The organism is Actinorhabdospora filicis (assembly GCF_030269765.1).
Taxonomy (GTDB): Bacteria; Actinomycetota; Actinomycetes; order Mycobacteriales; family Micromonosporaceae; genus Actinorhabdospora; species Actinorhabdospora filicis.
Genome location: NZ_BSTX01000003.1, coordinates 993,853 through 1,014,376, shown reverse-complemented (window position 1 = coordinate 1,014,376; position 20,524 = coordinate 993,853). Strand labels below are relative to the sequence as shown.

Here is a 20,524-nt window from a genome sequence, read left to right as displayed (position 1 = left end):
GCCAGTGTGCAAGAGCCCTGCACAAACTGACCAAAAACACCCTGTTGAGTTCTCAAACAACACACCCACACCAAGAACCAAGTCACTCTGGACCAGATCCCGACTGGCGGGTATATTCACTTTGTCTTACTCGTTCTCGCTGTCTTACCGTCTTGCTCGTCTTACTCTAGCAGGCCCATTTTCACCCGCTCTTTCCGGTCTTGCCTGTCTTACTCTATCAGATCCGTTTTCCGGCTCTGATTCCGCGTCCCGGTCGTTTCCGTTCCGGTCTGCGTTTCTTGCTCTTTCTCGCTTGCCTGGAGAACTTTACCAGATCCGTTTTCCGGCCTCTTTCGGGGCCTTCCCGCGTTTCTCGCTTCATTCTCGCCGGCTTCCCCGTCCGAACCCAGCATGATTCGCCGTGTCCCTATCAGCAGAGCCACGTGTGTCATACCCGTGATCGTGGAGGAGGTTCGACCGTAGCAGACCTACGAAGTAGTCCTGACACTCGGTCGGGCGGCCAGCAAGCCGGTCTCCGGCCCGATTTGATCTCGGTCCGTTCCCGCCCGGTTCCCCGCTGGCTCGACAAACATTACGCGGCCGTTCCGGGAGCGTCAAATCGGGGGGCGGAGTTCTGGGTCACGCTTCAGCCACGATCACGCTCACCTGCGGAAAGGCCCGCGATCCCTTGTATTAACCCGGCTCCGCACCACTCGAACGGGCGATGAGTGACCGCGCGCGGACCGAATGCGAGCACGAACGCGACCGCCGTCACCACTCGCGCGACATACGGAACGCGATGAAGAGGGTGACGCACCGGCCGATTCACGCACGGGGGCGTTCAGACGGGCACGGGGAGACATCGGGGCGCAGGAACGGTGGATGGAGGTGGACGGGCCCCACGTGGACGCGACCGCCGACGGGTGAGCGCCGGATGGCGTGCGGCCCGACCACGTACCGGGCCGGGCCGAATCAGGTCGGGAGATGCCGCCTCGCCTTCATGGCCCGGCTGATCCCACCCCGCCCGCTGTTCGGACCACCGGCGAGTCCGGCACTCACGACCGCCTGGGGCAGGACCGGGCCGAGCCCAGGACAGGGCAAACGTGTTCAGGGCTGGACCCGGCCGCGACCGGGGCGGATGAGGCTCCGCCGGGCCGGGGTGAACAGGGCCGGGCGGGCAGCGCGATGCCGCTTGGGCGGGGCCAGGACGCGCCGGCGCACCTCGGTGCAGAAGCCGGGCGGGCCACGTCGTGCCGCTTGCGGGCCGTCGAGACCACCCACCGGGCACGGCCTGCGAGCCACGTCACCGACTTCGTAACTGACTAACTCACTCTAGTCGGTTACGCTCATGGCATGACGATCACGACCAGCGCACCCTTCGCCCCTCCGTCCTCCCCTCCCTCTTCCAGCACCTCCTCCAACGCCCCCTCCACCGTCGTCCTCTCCCCCCTCATCCGCGACTGGCAGGCCGGGTGGGGTTTGGCGCGGTCCCTCTCCCCCGCCGCCGATGTCCCGGGTGGGCTGAAGGCCACCCTCGGCCTGCCCGGCCGGGCGCACGAGTACATCGCGCTGGGCGACGAGCCGTCCGTGGTCACCGGTCTCGCGCGTGAGGTCGCCACCGGCGCCGAGCCGTCGTGGCTGACGGTGATGACCGGGGATCTGGACCGGACGGTGGCCCTCATGCGGGCTGAGGGCCTGGCGCCGTTCGCGGAGACCGAGACCTTCATGACCACGGGCCTGGGCGGGCATCCGCGCCGGGAGGCTCCCGAGGGCTACGCGGTCGCCGTGACGGTCGAGGACCGCGGGGGCGCGGGCGGGCTGGTGCGGGCCGAGGTCACGCGGGACGGCGAGCTCGCCGCGAGCGGTGTGATGGCGGTGGTCGGCGCGACGGGTGTCGCGCACACGATCGCGACGGATCCGGCGCATCGGCGGCGTGGGCTGGGGAGCGTGGTGATGGCGGCGCTGTCGGGGGCGGCGGTGGGCGCGGGCGCGTCGGTGGGGGTCCTGATCGCCTCGGCCGACGGTGAGCGGCTCTACACGTCGCTGGGGTGGGACGTGCTGGCGACGGTGGTCAGCGCGCGGCTTCCCTAGCGCGGTGGGCGGCGACCTTGGTGCGGTTCTGGCAGGCGGTGGAGCAGAAGCGGCGGGTGGCGCTGCGGGTGGCGTCGAGGAAGACGACGTCGCAGCGCTCGGCCTGGCAGACGCGCAGCCGGGTGAGGTCGTGGCCGCCGGCCAGGACGGCGGTGGCGGTGGCGAGGTCGGCGAGCCAGTCGCCGGCCTCGTTGCCGTCGTGGGGTGAGAAGTGCAGGTGCCAGGGTCCGCCGTTGTGGCGGACGAGGGCGGGCGCGGCGTGTGTGTCGCGGAGGATGCGGTTGATGACGGCGGTGCCGGCGTCGAGTTCGCCGTCGACGAGGTGGGTGAAGGCGGTGTGGAGCGCGGCGCCGCCTTCGGCGAGGACGGCGCGTGAGCGGTCGCCGACGTGGGGGGCGGTGTTGGTGGCGAGGCGGAGGGCCTCGGTGATGGCGCCGGGGCCGGGTTCCTCGCGGGGGCGGCCGCGCCGGTGCTCGGGGCCGTAGGCCTCGGCGAGGGCGAGTGCGGCGTCGAGGTTGCCCGCGAGGTGACCGGCGAGGTTCATGGGGTGACGGTAGCCGGAGGGTTCATTCGCGTGGTGTGAGCATCCGGCCGAAGAGGTTGCGGGTGGCGGTGCGGACGACGTCGCCGGTGCGGCCGGACTGGCCGAGCGCGGTGGACCAGTTGTAGGTCCCGGCGACGAAGATGACGGTCTGGTCGCGTCCGGTGAGCAGGCTGGTGTTCTGGACGAGGCGGCCGCGGCCGAGGGAGTCGGTGTAGGGCGAGGCGGACAGGAGTGTGCGCTCGGCCTTCTTGGGTGAGGGCATCTCGGGGTTGAAGCCGTCGGCTTCGCCGTCGACGAGGCCGGGGACGGCGTCGCCGTCCTTGACGCCGGTGCCCTGCCAGAACCAGTGGCGGCTCTCGCGGACGATGAGCGGCACGGCCTTGGTGGGGATGCCGTTGTACTGGACGCCGAGGAAGCCCTGTTCGGCGTGGCGGTGCCCGTCGCCGAGGCTGCGCCAGCGGACGGTGGGCCCGCCGCGGCCGGGGTTGGGGTCGGGTACGTCGCGTTCCTTGTAGCAGGTGACCACGCGGCGGGGCCGTCCGTCCACCGTGGACGGGTCGAGGCGGATGTGCCAGTAGATGCTGTTGGCGGCGAGGTAGGCCTGGTGGGTGCCCTGCCGGTGGGCGGCCTCGGCGCGTTCGCGCATGGTGGTGGTCCAGTACTCGTCGTGGCCGGGGAAGACGATGGCGCTGTAGCGCTGGGGGTCGACGCGTCCTTCGTCGAGGTCGATGCCGGTGGCGTAGGTGATGTCGTGGCCCTCGCCTTCGGCCCAGCGGGCGAAGGCGGTGTCGAGGCCGAAGAGGATGGGCAGGCCGGAGCGGGCGTAGGGGCGGTCGAAGGAGACGCGGTGGGCGCGTTGTTCGAGGCCGGTGAGCACGCCGGTGGGCGTGTAGCCGCGGTAGAGGCTCTTGCCGGTGGTCTTGTCCATGGGCCACACGTTGTACGCCTGGTAGGTGGTGACCGGGACGATGGCGAGGATGTCGGCGTCGCGGTCGAGTTCGCGGACGACGAAGGTGGTGAAGCCGCGGTTCCCGGCGGTGGTGGTGAAGACGGCGAGGTAGATGCCGGAGCGCCAGTCGGCGGGCACGGTGAGGGTCCAGGAGACCGGCCAGCGGCAGGCGATGAGGCCGTCGCGGTCGGGTCGCGGGACGGGTTGCGGTGTCCCGGGCAGGACGGGGCTGGACGTCATCTTGCGCGCCCCGGCGCCGCCGTAGTGGCCGACGCGGTAGACGTCGACGGTGAAGCCGGGCGCGGTGGCGACCGAGACGTGGAAGGCGATGTCCTCGCCGGGGCTCACCGAGGTCGCCGAGGCGTAGCCCTGGATCTGGCGGGCGATGTCGTTGACGCCGACGGTGCCGTCGGCGCCCACGCGCCAGGCGTCGGAGCCGGGCTGGGCGTTCTCGGCGACGAGGGCGTTGGACCAGGTCAGCGCCGGGCGCCGGGCGGGCGGTCCGGGGGCGGCGACGTAGCCGAGGGCGCGTCCGCCGGCTCCGGCCAGCGCGATGGCGCCGAAGAGGCCGAGCGCGACCCTCCGGCCGATTCCGGGCACACCACGATCGGGTTTCCGCACCGCACCCCCCTTATGACGGCACGTGAACGTGCCCTATTCCTCCCGTTCGGCATCTTATCGGTGAACGGAGGATGTCCTACCGGTTTGCCCCGACTGTGGCGTCATGGAGCCTGCGGACGCCTTCGGCGAGCTCCTCGGGCCCGGCGGGGGCGGCGAAGCCGAGGCGGATGTGGGGCGCGGGGGGTTCGGCGGCGTAGAAGAAGTGCCCGGGTCCGGTGGTGACGTCGCGTGCGGTGGCGACGGCGGTGGCGTGGCCGGGTGGGACGCGCAGCCAGAGGTGAAGTCCGCCGGCGGGGACGCGGGTGAGGGTCCAGTCGGGTAGCCGTTCGGCGATGAGGTTGGCCAGCAGGTCGCGGCGTTCGCGCAGGGCGGTGGACAGGGCGCGCAGGTGCCGGTTCCAGGCGGGCGCGGCGAGGAGTTCGACGGCGGCCTCCTGGAGGGGGCGGGCGAGGAAGAAGTCGTCGACGAGGCGCAGGGCACGCAGGCGGGCCTTGACGGGTCCGCGGGCGATGACGGCGCCGACGCGCAGGGACGGGGCGGCGGGTTTGGTGAGGGAGGTGAGGTGGATGACGGTGCCGTCGCGGTCGTCGGCGGCGAGGGTGCCGGGGACGGGGCCGCCGTGGCCGAGGTCGCGGGCCCAGTCGTCTTCGACGAGGAAGGCCCCGGCGGCGCGGGTGACGTCGGCGACCTGGCGGCGGCGTTCGGGGCTGAGCACGGCGCCGGTGGGGTTGTGGAAGGTGGGCTGGCAGTAGAAGAGCCGGGCGCCGGTCATGGCGAAGGCGTCGGCGAGCAGGTCGGGGCGGACGCCGTCGTCGTCGATGGGGACGGGGACGGGCCGCAGTCCGGCGGTGCGGGCGGCGGCGAGAGCGCCGGGGAACGTGGGTGATTCGACGAGGACGGGCGCGCCGGGTTCGGCGACGGCGCGGAAGATCATCGAGATGGCGCTCTGGCCGCCGGCGGTGATGAGGACGTCGGCGGGGTCACCGGTTCCGGCGAGGCGGGCGAAGTGGGCGCGGAGGGCTTCGAGGCCGAGGGTGGAGGCGCGGTCGAAGGCGTCGGGGCGGCGGGCGGCGCGGGCGAGGGCGGCGGACAGGGCGCGGGTGGGCTGGAGTGAGCGGTGGGTGTAGCCGCCGGACATGGTGATGGCGCCGGGTGGGGGCGGGTCGAGGGCGTCGCCGACGGCGTGGGGGTCGAGGTGGCGTCCGGCGAGGGCGACCGATTGCCAGGCGGTGTCGGCGGGCGCGGTGGCGGGTGCGCGGCGGGGGGCGACGTAGGTCCCGGCGCCGGGGCGGGTGACGACGGCGCCCTCGCCGGCGAGGAGGGCGATGGCGCGGCTGACGGTGACGGGCCCGACGCCGTGGCGGCGGACGAGGTCGCGGCTGGCGGGGAGGCGCGCGCCGGGTGGCAGGGCGGCGATCTCGGCGCGGAGGGTGTCGGCGAGCCGCTCGATACTGCTACTCTCAAACATGAAGGATCATGATAGCGCTACTGAGTATTTCGCGAAAGCGCTCGCGGGCCTGCGGGCCGACACCCCCGGTGTCACCGAGGTCGTCCACTTCAACAACTCCGGCGCGGGCCTGGTGCCGCGCCCGGTGCTGGCGGCCTCGCTGGAGCACCTGGAGCTGGAGGCCCGGGTCGGCGGCTACGAGGCCGCGGCCCTGCGCGAGGACGCCGTCGCGGGCTTCTACTCCGCGACCGCCGCGCTGATCGGCGCCCGTCCGCACGAGATCGCCTTCGCGGGCAGCGCCACCCAGGCCTACGCGACGGCCTTGTCGGCGATCGCGTTCTCGCCCGGCGACCTCATCCTGACCACCCGCAACGACTTCGTGTCCAACCAGATCCAGTTCCTGTCGCTGCGCAAGCGCTTCGGGGTGGAGATCGCGCACGCCCCGGACCTGCCCGGCGGCGGGGTCGACGTGGAGGCGATGGCGGCGATGATGCGGGCGCGGCGTCCGCGCCTGGTGGCCGCCACCGACATCCCCACCAACTCCGGCCTGGTGCAGCCGGTGGCCGCGATCGGGCGGCACTGCCGGGAGCTGGACCTGCTCTACATCGTCGACGCCTGCCAGTCGCTGGGGCAGTACCCGATCGACGTCGAGGAGATCGGCTGCGACTTCCTGACCACCACGTGCCGCAAGTACCTGCGCGGCCCGCGCGGCTCGGGTGTGCTGTACGCGTCCGAGCGGGTCCTGGACGCCGGGTACACCCCGCTGTTCGTGGACATGCGCGGCGCGCGCTGGACCGGCCCGGAGACCTTCGAGCCGATCGCCGGGGCCGGGCGCTTCGAGGACTGGGAGTTCCCCTACGCCGTGCTGCTGGGCTGCGCCGAGGCCGCGCGCTACGCGATGGGCGTCGGTGTGGACGCCATCGCCGTGCGCTCGCCGATGCTCGGCGCGCGTCTGCGCGACGGGCTGGCCGCGCTGCCGGGCGTGCGGGTCCTGGACCGGGGCGAGCGGCTGAGCGCGATGGTGACCGCCGCGGTCGACGGGTGGGAGCCGGTGCCGTTCAAGGCGGCGCTGGACGCGCGGCGGATCAACTCCGCGCTGTCCTACCGCGAGTTCGCCGTCTTCGACTTCGGCGACAAGGACGTCGACTGGGCGATCCGGCTGTCCCCGCACTACTACAACACCGAGGACGAGGTCGACGCCGTCATCGCCGCCGTGGCGGAGCTGGCGCGATGACGCTGCTGGAGACGCGCCCGAGCCTGTGGCGCAATCCCGATTTCCTGCGCTTCTGGTTCGGCGAGACCGTGTCGCTGATGGGCACGCAGGTGGCGAACCTGGCGCTGCCGCTGACCGCGATCGACGCCTTCGGCGCCAGCGACGAGCAGGTGGGCCTGCTGCGGTTCCTGCAGCTGGTCCCGTACCTGGGGCTGGCCTTGGTGTTCGGGGTGTGGGTGGACCGGGTCCGCCGCAAGCGGGTGATGCTGGGGGCGAACCTGGCGCGCATGGCGCTGCTGGCGCTCATTCCGTTGCTGTACTGGGCGGGGTGGCTGGGGCCGGTGCCGTTCATGGCGATCGCGTGCGCGGTCGGTGTGGCCTCGGTGCTGTTCGACGTGAGCTGGATGTCCTACGTCCCGACGCTGGTGAAGGACCCAGCCGGGTACGTGGAGGCGGGGGCGAAGACCGCCGCGTCGTCCTCGGCGGCCGATGTGGCCGGGCCGGGCCTGGCGGGACTGCTGATCGGGTGGCTGTCGGCGCCGGTGGCGCTGCTGGCCAACGTCGGCGGTTTCGCGGTGTCGGTGGTCTCGCTGCTGATGATCGGCGCCGAGGAGCCGGTGCCGGACCGCGCGAAGCGCCGCCGGGTGGGCGCCGAACTGCGCGAGGGGCTGGCGTGGGTGCTGCGCAGCCCCGTCCTGCGGGCGCTGGCGGTGGTGGGGTTCTGCTGCAACTTCTCCATGATCGCGGTGTGGACGATGTTCCTGCTCTACGGCACCCGCGACCTGGGCCTGCCCGCCGGGACCATCGGGTTCGTCTTCGCCACCGCCTCGGTCGGCGGGCTCACCGGCGCGCTGGTCTCCCGGCGCGTCATCGCCCGCTTCCCCGTCGGGCGCGTGTACCTGGTGGCGCAGACGATGCTGCTGCTCGGGCCGTCCCTCATCGTCGCGGCCGGCGGGCCGCGGCCGGTGCTGGTCGGGATGTTCATCGCGTCGTTCTTCACCACATACCTGGGCCTCGGCGTCGCCGGGGTCATCATCGTGGGCCTGCGGCAGACGAGCACGCCCCGGGCGATGATGGGCCGCATGACGGCGGTGTTCCGGACCCTGCTGTTCGGCGGCGGCGCCCTCGGCGGGCTCACCGCCGGGCTGCTCACCGGCGCGATCGGCGCCAAGGGCGCGCTGACCGCCGCCGCGATCGGCTCGGCGGCCGTCGTCGCGGGCCTGCTCGTCTCCCCCGTCACACGCCTGCGGACCATGCCCGAACCGGTGGACTGAGGCGACGCCGCGATGTCGCCGATCTTTGAGGCGCAGCACACATCGCCGACATCGCGGCGTTCCCCACACGGCACCACCACGATCGTTACTCTGTGCGCATGGGCGAGCACACGGCGCAGCCGATCCTGACCCCCTTGAGCAGCGCGGCGATCATCCTGGTCCTGACCGTCCATCGGGGTGGCGAGCCCGTCGTCCGCGACCTGCTGCCCGACCTGTCCGGGCTGCGCCGCTCGGTGGGCTTCCGCGACCCCGAAGACAGCCTCTCGCTGGTCACCGGCATCGGCTCCGACCTCTGGGACCGCCTCTTCGGCGGCGCCCGCCCCGCCGAACTGCACCCGTTCCGGGAACTGGTCGGCGACCGCCACCGCGCGCCCAGCACCCCCGGCGACCTGATGCTCCACCTGCGCGCCTCGCGCCTCGACCTGTGCTTCGAGCTGGCCTCGCTGATCCTGGCCCGCCTGGCGGGCGTGGCCACCGTCGTCGACGAGACCCACGGATTCCGCTACTTCGACCGCCGCGACCTCCTCGGCTTCGTCGACGGCACCGAGAACCCCGAGGGACCCGGCTCGGTCACCGCCGCGATCGTCGGCGACGAGGACCCCGGCTTCGCCGGCGGGTCCTACGTCATCGTGCAGAAGTACCTCCACGACCTGCCCGCCTGGAACCGGCTCACCACCGAGCAGCAGGAGGGCGCCGTGGGGCGCACGAAGCTGTCCGACGTCGAGCTCGCCGACGAGGTCAAGCCCGCCAACTCCCACGTCGCGCTGACCGTGGTCACCGACGAGAACGGCGAGGAGCGCCAGATCATGCGCTTCAACATGCCCTTCGGGACCCTGGGCACCGGCGAGTTCGGCACGTTCTTCATCGGCTACGCCGCCAGCGCCTCGGTGACCGAGACGATGCTGCGGAACATGTTCATCGGCGAGCCGGCGGGCAACACCGACCGGCTCCTCGACTTCTCCACGGCCGTCACCGGCGGCCTGTTCTACGCACCCACCGCCGACTTCCTGGACGATCCGCCGGGGCCGCCGATGGTCCTGGTCAGCGACCGGGGCCTGGGCGTGGGCGATCTGAAGGCGAGCGCGGCATGAGCGGCGACAACCTGCACCGGAACCTGGCGCCGATCTCGGCGGCGGCGTGGGCGGACCTGGAGGCCGAGGCGAAGCGGACCTTCGAGCGGCACCTGGCCGGGCGGCGGGTCGTGGACGTGAGCGGCCCGGGCGGGCTGGAGCTGGCCGCCGTGGGCACCGGCCACACGCGCGGCATCGACCCGCCCGCCGAGGGCGTGCGGGCGCGTGCGCGCGAGGCCCTGCACCTGGTGGAGCTGCGGGTGCCGTTCACGGTGTCGCGCGAGGCGGTCGACGACGTCGCGCGCGGCTCGCGGGACTCCGACTGGCAGCCGGTGAAGGACGCCGCGCGCAAGCTGGCGTTCATCGAGGACGGGCTGATCTGCGGCGGTTACGCCGCCGCCGGGATCACCGGGCTGCGCGACGGGGCGTCCAACCCGGCGATCCCGCTGCCGCAGGACGCCCGCGACTACCCCGAGGCGGTCAGCAAGGCGGCGACGACGCTGCGGCTGGCCGGGGTGAACGGGCCGTACTCGCTGCTGCTGAGCGCCGAGGCGTACACGGCGGTGAGCGAGACCAGCGACGAGGGCTACCCGATCCGGGAGCACCTGTCGCGGGTCGTGGACGGCGAGATCATCTGGGCCCCGGCGATCGAGGGCGGCTACCTGCTGTCCACCCGGGGCGGCGACTTCGAGCTGCACCTGGGGCAGGACGTGTCGATCGGGTACGCCTCGCACGACGCCGAGTCCGTCGAGCTGTACTTCGAGGAGACGGTGACCTTCGCCGTCTACACCGGTGAGGCGATCGTCGCCTTGACCTAGAGTCGGCGGATGCCGTTGATCGCGCACGCCGACACCCGTCCCATCGAGCCCGCGTCCGTGCTCGCGCTGTACGCCGAGGAGGGCTGGTGGCCCGAACGCACCGGTGAGCAGGTCGGGCGGCTGCTGGCCGCCGGTCCGTCGGTCGGCGCGTGGGACGGCGACCGGCTGGTGGGTTTCGCGCGGGCCGTCACCGACGGGGTGTGCCGCGCCTACATCGAAGACGTCATCGTCACCGGCCCGATGCGCGGCAGCAGCCTCGGGCGGCGCCTGATGGAGGCCCTCCGCGAGCGCCTGGACGCCACCCTCGCGCCCGGCGCGGTGGTGTCGCTGTTCTGCGGCCCGGACCTCGTGCCGTTCTACGAGTGGAACGGCTTCGCGTTCACCTCGCAGCGCGTCGGGCACCACTCGCGCTAGGGGCCCACGCGCTCCAGCAGCGTCCGCCAGTCGCCGGGGTCGGCGAGGCGCCCGGAGACCGGCACACGGCGGCGCGGCGCGCCGGGGCGGATGACGTACAGGCGTCCCCGGTGGGCGATGAGCTTGCCGTGCCGGTCGTCGGGGTAGCGGCGTTCCCCGACCACGATCGCGTTGACGCGCGGGTGATAGCGCAGGTACTCCCCGCGCGCACGCTGGGCGAGGAACAGCAGCATCGCGGTGGCGAGCAGCCCGGAGAGCGCGGTGTAGGCGCCCAGGAGCACCGCCCAGGCGATGAGGACGACGGTGAGGCCGCCGAGGCCTAAGAGTCCTCGGGCCACGGCGGCTCGGTAGCGGACGGACACGGCCGGCTCCTCTCAAGTGGACGGTCCCACCGTAGAGGCCCGGCCGTGCCGGCGGAACCTACATCCGCTCCGGCGCGCGCAGCCCGAGCAGGTCCAGGCCCCGGGCGAGGACGTTCCCGGTGAGCCGGACGAGGGCCACCCGGCTGGCGCGGACGGCGTCACTCTCGGCGCGCAGCACCGGGCAGCGCTCGAAGAACACCGAGAACGCCCCGGCGGTCTCGTAGAGGTAGGCGCACAGGCGGTGCGGCTCGTGCAGCTCGTCGACCTCGGCGAGGACCGCGCCGAACTCGTCGAGGCGCATCACGAGGTCCTTCTCGGCCTCGTGCAGCGGCAGGGCCGGGTCGATCTCGCCGGTGGCGCCGGCGGGCAGCTTCCGCAGGATCGAGCGGACCCGGGCCAGCGCGTACTGCATGTAGACGGCGGTGTTGCCCTGGAGGGCGACCATGCGCTCGACGTCGAAGACGTAGTCGCGGGTGCGCGAGGTCGACAGGTCGGCGTACTTGACCGCGCCGATCCCGGCGGCCTGGACGACCTCTTCGAGCTCGGCCGGGCCCAGGTCGTGCTCGCGTTCGGCGATGACCTCGCGGGCGCGGGCGACGGCGGCGTCCAGCAGCTCGGCGAGGCGGACGGTATCGCCCGAGCGGGTCTTGAAGGGCTTGCCGTCGGGCCCGAGGACCGTGCCGAAGGAGACGTGGACGACCTCGACGTCGGCGGGCAGCCATCCGGCGCGGCGGGCGGTGTCCCACACCATCTTCAGGTGCAGCGACTGCCGGACGTCGATGACGTAGAGCAGCCGGTCGGCCTTCAGCTCCTCGACGCGGTACCGGATGGTGGCCAGGTCGGTGGCGCCGTAGCCGTAGCCGCCATCGGTCTTGCGCACGATCAGCGGCACCGGGTCGCCCTCGGGGCCCAAGACGTCGTCGAAGAAGACGCAGATGGCCCCGTCGGACTCCACCGCGACGCCCTTGTCGAGCAGCTCGGCGACCACGCCGTCCAGGCGCGGGTTGTAGAAGGACTCACCGGCGATGTCGCCGGGTTCGAGGCGGACCCCGAGGCGGTCGTAGATCTTCTGGAAGGCCTCGGCGGAGACCTCGACCAGCTCCCGCCACAGCGCCAGGGTCGCCTCGTCGCCGGACTGGAAGACCACCACCCGGGCGCGGGCGCGCTCGGCGAAGTCCGGGTCCTCCTTGAACAGCGCGCTCGCCCGCCGGTAGAGGGCGTCGAGGACCGACACGTCGCCGGAGTGGCGCCAGTCGACCTCGGGGTGCTCGTCGATGAACTGGGTGAGCATCCCGAACTGGGTGCCCCAGTCGCCGAGGTGGTTCTGGCGGATCATCTCCGCGCCGAGGAACTCGCCGACGCGCACGAGGGCGTCGCCGATGATGGTGGTCCGCAGGTGGCCGACGTGCATCTCCTTGGCCACGTTCGGCGCGGAGTAGTCGATGACCGTGCGGGAGCCCGTCCGCGACCGGGGGACGCCCAGGCGCTCGTCGGCGGCGAGTTCGGCCGCGCGGCGCCACACCGCGTCCGGCGCGAGGCCGAGGTTGATGAAGCCGGGGCCGGAGACGGTGGCGCCGGGGATCTGAGCGGCCAGGTTCGCGGCGAGCTCGCGCGGGTTCGTACCGGCCTTCTTGGCCAGGGACATCGCGGCGTTGCTCTGGAAGTCGGCGTGCTCGGATCGTCGCACCAGCGGGTCGCTTCCGGCCAGCGCCGAAGGCAGGACGCGCGTCATGGCCGCGGCCACCGCCCGTTCCGCCGAGACCCGCAGGGACACGTGATCCGTCACCGTTTCGCTCCGTTCGCCGTGGTCGAAAGGCGACCATAACCCGGGGTTGGAACGCGTGTCGCGCGGGTATCAGCGGGTATGCGAGACCTGACGCTCCCCCTGTTCCTGAACGGCTACCGGGCGCTGTCCGGTCTGCCGGAGGCGCACACGGCCCGCCTGCTCGGGCGGCCCACCCTCTTCCTGCGCGGGCCCGAGGGCGCGCGCCTGTTCTACGACGACGCGCTCCTGACCCGCGAGGGCGCGATTCCCCCGGCGGTGGCGCGGACGCTGTTCGGGCGCGGCACCGTCCACGGCCTCGACGGCGCCGCCCACCGGCACCGCAAGGCGATGTTCACGTCGCTGCTGGGCGAGAAGGCCGCCGCCGACATCACCGAGATCGCCGCGACGGGCTGGCGGGTCCTGCTGGCGCCGGGCCGTGAGGTGGTGCTGTTCGACGCGGCCGTGGCGGTCCTGGGCGGGGCGGTGTGCATGTGGGCGGGGGTGCCGGTGGAGCCGGGCCGGATCGGCGACCTGGCGTCCATCGTGGACGGTTTCGGTTCGGTGGGGCCGCGGCATCTGCGGGCGCGGCTGGCGCGGCGGCGGTCCACGGGGTGGGCGACGCGGCTGGTGGAGCGCGTGCGCGCCGGACGCGTCCCCGCCGAGGGCGCGCTGGCGGTGATCGCCGGGCACGTCGACGAGGACGGCGAGCCGCTCCCGGCGCCGGTGGCCGCCGACGAGCTGATCAACGTCCTGCGGCCGACGGTGGCGGTGGCGTGGTTCGTCGCCTTCGCGGGCCTGGCGCTGCACCGGCACCCGGAGTGGCGCGCCCGCGTGGGCGATCCGGAGGCGGCGCGCGCCTTCGCGCACGAGGTGCGGCGGCGGTTCCCGTTCGCGCCGCTGCTGGCGGCGCGCTCGCGGATCGAGTTCACCTGGCGCGGGCATCGCGTGCGGACCGGCGGGCTCGTCGTCCTCGACCTGTACGGCAGCGACATGGACCCGGTGGCGTGGGACTCACCGCGCCGCTTCGACCCCGCGCGCTTCCTCGGGCGCGAGCCGGGGCCCTTCGAGGTGCTGGCGCAGGGCGGCGGCGATCCGCACACCGGGCACAAGTGCCCCGGGGAGGCGTTCACCGTGACCCTGCTGGCCGACGCGGTGACGCGGCTGGCGGCGTCGGGTTTCGAGGTTCCGCCGCAGGACCTGCGGTACCGCTGGTCGGAGGTGCCCACCAGACCCCGGAGCGGAGTGAATATTCGGTTGCCGCAGGTCCCGGCGGTGTGATCAACTCGCGTCGTCTGTCCAACGGGTTAGGAGAAGAGATGCGACCTGCCGTCATGTCCCACCAGGTCGTTTTCGCCTACCCGAAGGACATGCCAGCCCGTGCGCACCTTGAACCTCGGAATCCTCGCCCACGTCGACGCCGGTAAGACCAGCCTCACCGAGCGGCTCCTGCACGCCGCCGGTGTCATCGACGCCGTCGGCAGCGTCGATGACGGCAGCACCCAGACCGACACGCTCGCGCTCGAACGCCGCCGGGGCATCACCATCAAAGCCGCCGTGGTGTCGTTCCAGCTGGGCGACATCACCGTCAACCTCATCGACACCCCCGGCCACCCCGACTTCATCGCGGAGGTCTCGCGGTCCCTCGCGGTGCTCGACGGCGCCGTCCTGGTGGTCTCGGCCGTCGAGGGCGTCCAGGCGCAGACGCGCGTCCTGATGCGGACCCTGCGGCGGCTGCGGATACCCACCCTGCTGTTCGCCAACAAGATCGACCGCTCCGGCGCCTCGCCCTCGGCGCTGCTGGACGGGATCGCGCGGCGGCTGACACCGCGGATCGTGGCGATGAACGACGTGGCGTCCCCGGGCACCCCGGTGGCCTCGGTGACACCCGCCGACTTCGGCGCGGCGGCCACCGAGCTGCTCGCCGAGACCGACGACGGCGTCCTGGCGTCCTATGTGGAGGACCGGGCGGTCGCCGCCGCCGACCTGCGCCGCGGCCTGGCCGAACGCACCGCCTCGGCCACGGCGCACCCGCTCTACTTCGGCTCGGCCATCACCGGCGCGGGCGTGGCGGAGCTGATGGACGGCATCGCCGAGTTCCTGCCCGCCTCCGCCGGCGACCCCGCCGGTCCGGTCTCGGGCACCGTGTTCAAAGTGGACCGCGGCCCCGCCGGGGAGAAGATCGCCTGCGCGCGCCTGTTCTCCGGCACCATCGCCACCCGCGACAAGCTCCCCTACGGCTTCGACGGCGTCGAGGGCAAGGTCACCGGCGTCGAGGTCTACGGGCCGTCCGACACCGCCACCGCCGGGCGCATCGTGCGCCTGTGGGGGCTGGGCGAGGTCCGCGTCGGCGACCCCATCGGCGTCCCGCCCGCCTCCCGCGGCACCCGCTTCTTCGCCCCGCCGAGCCTGGAGACCGTCGTCACCTCACCCGACCGCGCCCGCCTGCACGCCGCACTGACGCTGCTCGCCGAACAGGACCCCCTCATCGACCTGCGCATGGACGGCGACGACCTGTCGGTCTCGCTGTACGGCGAGGTCCAGAAGGAGGTCATCGAGACGACCCTCGCCGAAGAGCACGGACTGCGGGTCGAATTCCACGAGACCACCACCATCCACGTGGAGAAACCCGTCGGCACCGGTGAGGCGTTCCAGCGCATCAACACCGGCCCCAACCCGTTCCTGGCCACCATCGGCCTGCGCGTGGAACCCGGCGAAGGCGTCACCTTCGGCCTCGGCGTGGAACTCGGCTCGATGCCGTACTCCTTCTTCAAGGCCGTCGAGGAGACCGTCCACAACGCCCTCACCCAGGGCCTGCACGGCTGGCGCGTCACCGACATCGCCGTCACCATGACCCACTCCGGCTACTGGGCCCGCCAGAGCCACGCGCACGGCACCTTCGACGCGAGCATGTCCAGCACCGCCGGCGACTTCCGCAACCTCACCCCGCTGGTCCTGATGGACGCGCTCAAACAAGCCGGAACCCACGTCCTGGAACCCATGCACCACCTCCGCCTGGAAGCCCCCGCCGACACCCTCAGCGCACTGCTCCCCCTGCTCAACCGGCTGGGCGCGGTCCCCGAGTCCACCGACGTCCGCGGCGACCTCGCCGTCCTGCACGGCGAGATCCCCGCCGCGCGCGTCCACGAACTCGAACGCCGCCTGCCCGGGATGACGCGCGGCGAAGGGCTGATGGAGAGCGGCTTCGAGCGCCACCGGCGCGTGCGCGGAGCGACGCCGGAACGGCGGCGGACGGACGCGAACCCGCTCAGCTGGAAGGAGTATCTGCTGCGGGTGCAGCGGAGGGTGTGAGGGCGACGTCAGTCCCGCACCTCCGCGAACCACCGCCACTTCGCCACCCGCGCCCGCCCGGCCAGTTCGCCCCGCCCGGTCGACCACAGCAGCGCCGCCCACGGGTCGGCGTCGGCCGGGGCGCCGGGGAACAGCCGCGCCAGCGCGCGGGCGGTCACGCCGACGGGAGCGTCGACCGCGCCCGCGATGTCCCAGGCGTGCAGCAGCAGTTCCACGATCGCCATGGCGGTGAAGCCGCCCGGATCGCCGTCGCCCCAGGGGTGGCGGGCCCGGGTGGCGGGAGTCGTCGCGGCCAGGATCGCCAGGAGGAGGACGCCACCGCCGCCGATCGCGCGCAGAACACCGGGGGTGCCGGTCTCAGGCTTGAGGGCGACCATCTGGGCGCAGTCGCTGCCCGGGCGGGCGAGCTGGTCGTAAGCGGTGGGCTGACCGAGGGACCGCTCACCGGTGGCGAGCTGGGTCGCGTAGTACAGCAGATCGCTCGCCAGATGCTCGGCGGTCTCCCAGCGCGTCCAGGACAGGGTTCCGGCGGGAGCCGTCCAGTCGTCCACGGTGGACAGTGCGGCCGTCGCGGCGGACAGGGCGGCGCGGAGGTCGTCCGGGGTCGTCATGGCGGGCACCCTAACGCCCCCGTCAACCCGCCAGGTAAGGCTCCAGATCCGCCACGATGCGCTTCGCCGGGCGCACCCCCAGGAACACCCGCTCCAGGATCCCCTCGCGCAGCAGGAGCAGCGTGGGGAGCCTGGTCACGCCCCAGCGCGCGACGATGCCGGGGCAGTCGGGGACGTTCACCACGGCGACTTCGATCTTGCCGGCGAGGGTGTGCTCGACTTCGGCCATGACGCCGCCGAGGGCGCGGCTGGGGCCGTCGTCGGGGGCGCCGAAGGCGAGCAGGACGGGGAGGTCGGCGGTGAGGATCTCGCGGTCGTAGGAGCGGTCGCTGAGGAGGATCACGGTTGCCTCACCCGCTTCCATTCCACGCGGGTGCGCCAGGTGTTGTCGCCGCGCAGGTAGCTCAGGAACACGTCGACGACCTCGTCGATGGGGCGGGAGTCGGCTGCCACGTAGTGGAGGTCGGACGAGCCGTCGCGGTATTCGAGGTCGAAGTAGACGTCCTGGCCGGGGACGACGGCGGTCTGGACGTAGTGCTGGTCGCCGGTGGCGAGGATGGCGAAGTCGTCGCCGGAGGCCACGAGGGAGCGCAGGACCTGTTCCACGCGGCCCGGGGTGGGCTGGGCGATGGAGGTGTCGGGACCGGCGGTGAGCAGCATCAGCCGGTGCCCTCGGTGAGGTGGCGGCGGGCCCAGGAGAGAGTGTCCTGAAGGGACATGCGCTGCTCGCCGTCATCGAGGGCGAAGCCGTCGGACCAGGTGAGGCGGTGGACGGCGCCGGTGAAGTTCTCCGTCTCGATCCAGCCGCCGGTGACGCCGTCCAGGCTCTCGATCTCGTCGTCGAGCTGGCGGGGGTAGGTGAGCAGGCGTTCGTCGCCGAGGGTGTGGACGCCGGTCTTGGGGTTCTTGAAGCGCATCTTCAGGAACGGGAGGGGTTCGCGGCGCAGGTCGGCGATGTCCATCATGTCCAGCCGGCTGTAGGCCTCGGGTTCGGTCTCGGCGCCGGAGAACTCGCAGCGCCAGGCGGGGAAGAGCGCGTAGGTGACCGCGTTCAGCTCCGGCATCTCGTCGTTGACGTCGGCGACGGAGGGGATGGCGGCGGCCACCGAGTCGAAGCCGTGGCCGGTGAAGCCCTCGACGTGGACGAGGGGCGCGGCGCCGAGGAGGGCGGCCTCGTTGGCGCGGGCGAAGGCGATGACGTCCTTGACGGTCTCGGCGGGGTACACGTCGCGGCAGGTCACCTGGAAGGCGGCGGTGCGGTCGCCGGAGAGCGCGATGGTGTAGGTGAACCAGCCTCCGCCCACGCCCCAGAACCAGACCCCGTCCAGCCCCGGGAACGGGTTGACGTCCTCGATGCGGGCGATCTCGCCGGCGATGTCGATCGGCACGTGCGCGTCTCCGTCCTACGGTGTGTAGTTGGGGCCGGTGTTCTGGGTGAAACCGACGCCGGTGCCCTGGAGCTTGGCGCCCTTGGAGGAGTTCGTCGGGCCGTTCATCGGCTCCATGATCTGGTGATTGTCATAGTATGTGTTGCGCGTGGCACGGTCGGTGTTGCTGCCGGTCTTGTTCCAGTGCTCCACGATCGCCGGGTCGTGATCGTAGGTGACCGGCGGCTGGACTTTACGACCTCGCTTGTCGTACCAGGTCAGGTTGTCGCGCGGGATCTTGTTGCCACTGGCGTCCAGCGGCCAGCCGTGCGCGTCCTTGGGGTGGGCCGGATCGCGGCCCTCCTTCGACCACTTCTTCGCCATCTCGCCGTGCGTCTTGTCGCTGTACCCGTGCGGGTACTCGCTGTTGCGGCTGTAGCGCGGCTTGGGACGGTTCGGGTCGTGCTTGATCTTGCCGGTCTGCCCGTCGCGCAGGCGGCCCCTGCTGTCCTTGAAGTCGGGCTTGCCGGGGCCGCTCATCTTCTTCGGGTTGAGCCGGACGCGTTTGCCGACCTTCTTGGCGGGGTTGCCCATGCCCGACTTGGCGACCTTGGCCACCACGCCCTTGGCGGCCTTCGTGCCCTTCCGCACCCTAGCCAAGGACCGCCTCCAGGGCCTTGTCGATGATGAGGTCGATGGCGATGTCGGCGAGCTTCTTGAAGATCGGGATCTCGGCCAGCGACGCCCCGAAGGTCACCGCGGCCGTGGCGATCGCCTGGATGATCTCGATGAGCAGGATCGTCAGCTGCACGATCACGTTGATCTTCAAGGCGAGGACGACCGCCGCGCACACGAACAGCGCGCCGCCGACCATCTGCCCGCCCACGACCGCGCGGTTGAGGACGGTGACGGCGGAATCCTCGTGGTCCCAGGCCTTGCCGAAGGCCTCGATCGCCGCGCCCTTGTTGCCCGAGCGCGCCTTGTCGGCCGCGGCGGCGGCCTCACCGGCGATGGGGGTCAGCTTTCCGGCGAAGTCCAGCCAGTCCCGACCGAGCTCGAACAGCTTCGACTCATCCGACTTCGGCCACGTGTAGCCCAGCTCGTTCAGCAGGTCGGCCAGCTCGCCGGGGATGTTGATCCCCACATCGCCCCCTCATCGCTCGAACTTCCTGAAGGTCTCGGTGAGCGCGCTCTCGGCGTCCTCGTAGTTCTGCGCCATGTCGGTCAGGCCCTCGCCGAAACCGCCGAGGGCCTCCATGACCGAGCTCAGGTTCTCCTGGGCGATCTCGTGCGCGGCCTGGTAGGACATGCCGATCAGCCCGCCGACATCGTCGTCGCCGAAGATGTCGCCCATGCCCTGGACCTTGGCGTCCAGCGCCGTCCACTCCTTCTCCAGGGCCTCGGCGGCCTTGCCCATGAGGCCGCCGGCGTCGCGGAGGGAGGCGGGCAGCGTCTCGAAGCCCTCGCTCACGAGCGGCCGCCCATCAGGCGCGCGACGACCTCCGACATGGCCTGCTCGAACATCGCCATCTGCCGCACGGAGGCGTCCTGGAGCTTGTCGAGCTTCTCCGACAGGGCCTCGGTGTCCACATCGGGCGACTCTTCCCCGGCGGCCTCGCGGGCCCGGCCGCCCAGATCCTCGAAGGCGCCGTTGATCGCGGCCACGATCGCGGCCGCCAGCTCGTCGGAGTCCATCCGCCGGACGCGCGGGTCCAGCTCCAGCGACACGATCCGGTTGGGGCCGACCACGGCCTTGATCTGGGCGTCGTCCTCGCCGTGCTTCCCTTGCAGGCCGGCCGTACCGGGGTCTTCGGCGGGCCGTCCGGCGCGCGCCTGGGCGAGGGTCTCGCGCAGCCCGGTCATCAGCTGGTCGATCTGCGCGCTGGGCGGGTTGGGGCCCGTCACCGCACCTCCCCGGTCGGTCCTGAGTTCTGCGGACCCGCGGTCAGCACTCCCCTACCGTGGGTCCATCGGGGACTCTACTCCCAAGCCGCAAGAAGGGATCCACCGAGGTTTTTCCGGATCAAGCCCCCAGGTGCGCCAGATCCGGTGCGGGATAAGCCTTTTCGGCCGGGAGCAGGCGCGCGGCGGCGTCCAGGTCACCCGCCGAGACCAGCGCGTGGACCTCGCGCGCCAGCGGCGTGACGTCGGTGATCGCGACGGTCCACTCGTCGGCGTAGCGGCGCGACGCCTCGCCCGACAGGCCCAGTTGCAGCGAGCGGTAGGGCAGCGGGTTGAGCCGCAGATCGCGTTCGGGGTCCCACTGGACACGGGCGGGCGCGGCCCGCAGCGCCTCGCGCCATTCACCGAAGGCGCCGTGGACCTCCGGGACGTGATGCGACAGGCACGCGCTGGCCAGCGCCCAGTCGAAGCCGTCGCGGCCGATCTCAATGGCCAGCACCGTCTCCTGGTCGGGCTTCAGCCCCCAGCCGCAGCGGTACATCATCCACAGGAAGCTGGGTTTGATCCAGGTCATGCGCTCGCGCTTCCACTCCGCCGGGAAGCGCCCGTCGCGGGCCGCCGGGAGCCCGATGCGCGGGTGGTAGGCCTGGTACACCGTGACGGTCGTGCCGGTGTGCGCCGCGCGGATCTGTCGTTGTTCCATGCCCGCCATGGTGCGGGCGGCGCTTCGGGGCGCGCAAAGCGATTACGGCGCGCCCCGGCCTCCTGATCGCGGGGGCCGGGGCGCG

At 72.2% G+C, this 20,524-nt stretch carries 22 protein-coding genes; 8 read left to right on the top strand and 14 right to left on the bottom strand.

The annotated features are described in order from the left end of the window. Positions 1-1,332 precede the first annotated feature (1,332 nt). Positions 1,333-2,070 (top strand): GNAT family N-acetyltransferase, encoded by a 738-nt coding sequence (locus QSK10_RS24960; protein WP_285665387.1) that lies wholly within the window; start codon positions 1,333-1,335, stop codon positions 2,068-2,070. Here QSK10_RS24960 and QSK10_RS24955 read toward each other — a convergent pair. The 3 genes from QSK10_RS24955 to QSK10_RS24945 form a co-directional block, all read right to left on the bottom strand. Next, positions 2,051-2,614 carry a CGNR zinc finger domain-containing protein gene (locus QSK10_RS24955; RefSeq protein ID WP_285665386.1) on the bottom strand — a complete coding sequence of 188 codons (564 nt, stop codon included), beginning with the start codon at positions 2,612-2,614 and terminating at the stop codon, positions 2,051-2,053. The two genes, QSK10_RS24960 and QSK10_RS24955, sit on opposite strands and share 20 nt — an antisense overlap. A 22-nt stretch (positions 2,615-2,636) precedes the next feature. Beyond that, positions 2,637-4,184: a N,N-dimethylformamidase beta subunit family domain-containing protein gene (locus QSK10_RS24950; protein WP_285665385.1), complete on the bottom strand. Its 1,548-nt coding sequence runs from the start codon at positions 4,182-4,184 to the stop codon at positions 2,637-2,639. A gap of 76 nt (positions 4,185-4,260) precedes the next feature. Further along, positions 4,261-5,652, bottom strand: a complete 1,392-nt coding sequence (locus QSK10_RS24945) for an aminotransferase-like domain-containing protein (protein ID WP_285665384.1) — start codon at positions 5,650-5,652, stop codon at positions 4,261-4,263. On the opposite strand from QSK10_RS24945, the gene QSK10_RS24940 reads away from it, so the two are divergent. The 5 genes from QSK10_RS24940 to QSK10_RS24920 all read left to right on the top strand — a co-directional run bounded on the left by QSK10_RS24940 (position 5,651) and on the right by QSK10_RS24920 (position 10,420). After that, positions 5,651-6,865 (top strand): aminotransferase class V-fold PLP-dependent enzyme, encoded by a 1,215-nt coding sequence (locus tag QSK10_RS24940; RefSeq protein WP_285665383.1) that lies wholly within the window; start codon positions 5,651-5,653, stop codon positions 6,863-6,865. The two genes, QSK10_RS24945 and QSK10_RS24940, sit on opposite strands and share 2 nt — an antisense overlap. Further along, positions 6,862-8,118 carry an MFS transporter gene (locus tag QSK10_RS24935; protein WP_285665382.1) on the top strand — a complete coding sequence of 419 codons (1,257 nt, stop codon included), beginning with the start codon at positions 6,862-6,864 and terminating at the stop codon, positions 8,116-8,118. Before QSK10_RS24940 ends, QSK10_RS24935 begins: the two co-directional genes overlap by 4 nt. Before the next feature lie 98 nt (positions 8,119-8,216). Beyond that, entirely contained in the window at positions 8,217-9,209 is a 993-nt protein-coding gene (locus QSK10_RS24930) for a Dyp-type peroxidase (protein ID WP_285665381.1), read from the top strand. After that, positions 9,206-10,006, top strand: a complete 801-nt coding sequence (locus QSK10_RS24925) for a family 1 encapsulin nanocompartment shell protein (protein WP_285665380.1) — start codon at positions 9,206-9,208, stop codon at positions 10,004-10,006. Before QSK10_RS24930 ends, QSK10_RS24925 begins: the two co-directional genes overlap by 4 nt. Positions 10,007-10,015: 9 nt before the next feature. Then, the gene (locus QSK10_RS24920; protein ID WP_285665379.1) at positions 10,016-10,420 is read left to right on the top strand and encodes a GNAT family N-acetyltransferase; all 405 of its coding nucleotides are present in this window, start codon (positions 10,016-10,018) and stop codon (positions 10,418-10,420) included. Here QSK10_RS24920 and QSK10_RS24915 read toward each other — a convergent pair. Together QSK10_RS24915 and argS are read right to left on the bottom strand one after the other, a co-directional pair. Further along, positions 10,417-10,782, bottom strand: coding sequence for a hypothetical protein (locus QSK10_RS24915; protein ID WP_285665378.1), 366 nt, complete (start codon positions 10,780-10,782; stop codon positions 10,417-10,419). The two genes, QSK10_RS24920 and QSK10_RS24915, sit on opposite strands and share 4 nt — an antisense overlap. A 58-nt stretch (positions 10,783-10,840) precedes the next feature. Further along, a complete protein-coding gene (gene argS, locus QSK10_RS24910; RefSeq protein WP_349497701.1) occupies positions 10,841-12,568 on the bottom strand; it encodes an arginine--tRNA ligase in 1,728 nt (575 codons plus the stop codon). A 78-nt stretch (positions 12,569-12,646) separates the two neighbouring features. Between argS and QSK10_RS24905 the strand changes: the two genes are divergently transcribed. Both QSK10_RS24905 and QSK10_RS24900 read left to right on the top strand, forming a co-directional pair. Next, complete coding sequence (locus QSK10_RS24905) at positions 12,647-13,825, top strand: cytochrome P450 (protein WP_285665377.1); 1,179 nt, start codon at positions 12,647-12,649, stop codon at positions 13,823-13,825. Between the two features lie 99 nt (positions 13,826-13,924). Further along, positions 13,925-15,856: an elongation factor G gene (locus tag QSK10_RS24900; protein WP_285665376.1), complete on the top strand. Its 1,932-nt coding sequence runs from the start codon at positions 13,925-13,927 to the stop codon at positions 15,854-15,856. 8 nt (positions 15,857-15,864) lie between these two features. Here the strand turns inward: QSK10_RS24900 and QSK10_RS24895 are convergent, their stop codons facing one another. The 9 genes from QSK10_RS24895 to QSK10_RS24855 all read right to left on the bottom strand — a co-directional run bounded on the left by QSK10_RS24895 (position 15,865) and on the right by QSK10_RS24855 (position 20,439). Next, entirely contained in the window at positions 15,865-16,467 is a 603-nt protein-coding gene (locus QSK10_RS24895) for a maleylpyruvate isomerase N-terminal domain-containing protein (protein ID WP_285665375.1), read from the bottom strand. 22 nt (positions 16,468-16,489) lie between these two features. Further along, positions 16,490-16,810, bottom strand: a complete 321-nt coding sequence (locus QSK10_RS24890; protein WP_285665374.1) for a thioredoxin family protein — start codon at positions 16,808-16,810, stop codon at positions 16,490-16,492. Then, positions 16,807-17,127, bottom strand: coding sequence for a hypothetical protein (locus tag QSK10_RS24885; protein ID WP_285665373.1), 321 nt, complete (start codon positions 17,125-17,127; stop codon positions 16,807-16,809). The genes QSK10_RS24890 and QSK10_RS24885 overlap by 4 nt, the downstream gene beginning before the upstream one ends. Continuing rightward, the gene (locus QSK10_RS24880; RefSeq protein WP_285665372.1) at positions 17,127-17,855 is read right to left on the bottom strand and encodes a hypothetical protein; all 729 of its coding nucleotides are present in this window, start codon (positions 17,853-17,855) and stop codon (positions 17,127-17,129) included. The genes QSK10_RS24885 and QSK10_RS24880 overlap by 1 nt, the downstream gene beginning before the upstream one ends. A 15-nt stretch (positions 17,856-17,870) precedes the next feature. Continuing rightward, positions 17,871-18,494 carry a hypothetical protein gene (locus QSK10_RS24875; protein ID WP_285665371.1) on the bottom strand — a complete coding sequence of 208 codons (624 nt, stop codon included), beginning with the start codon at positions 18,492-18,494 and terminating at the stop codon, positions 17,871-17,873. Next, the gene (locus tag QSK10_RS24870) at positions 18,487-18,978 is read right to left on the bottom strand and encodes a WXG100-like domain-containing protein (protein ID WP_285665370.1); all 492 of its coding nucleotides are present in this window, start codon (positions 18,976-18,978) and stop codon (positions 18,487-18,489) included. Before QSK10_RS24870 ends, QSK10_RS24875 begins: the two co-directional genes overlap by 8 nt. A gap of 9 nt (positions 18,979-18,987) precedes the next feature. Further along, positions 18,988-19,305, bottom strand: coding sequence for a WXG100 family type VII secretion target (locus QSK10_RS24865; RefSeq protein WP_285665369.1), 318 nt, complete (start codon positions 19,303-19,305; stop codon positions 18,988-18,990). Continuing rightward, positions 19,302-19,739, bottom strand: coding sequence for a hypothetical protein (locus QSK10_RS24860; protein ID WP_285665368.1), 438 nt, complete (start codon positions 19,737-19,739; stop codon positions 19,302-19,304). Before QSK10_RS24860 ends, QSK10_RS24865 begins: the two co-directional genes overlap by 4 nt. Before the next feature lie 118 nt (positions 19,740-19,857). Continuing rightward, positions 19,858-20,439 (bottom strand): DUF4291 domain-containing protein, encoded by a 582-nt coding sequence (locus QSK10_RS24855; RefSeq protein ID WP_285665367.1) that lies wholly within the window; start codon positions 20,437-20,439, stop codon positions 19,858-19,860. Between the last annotated feature and the right edge of the window lie 85 nt (positions 20,440-20,524).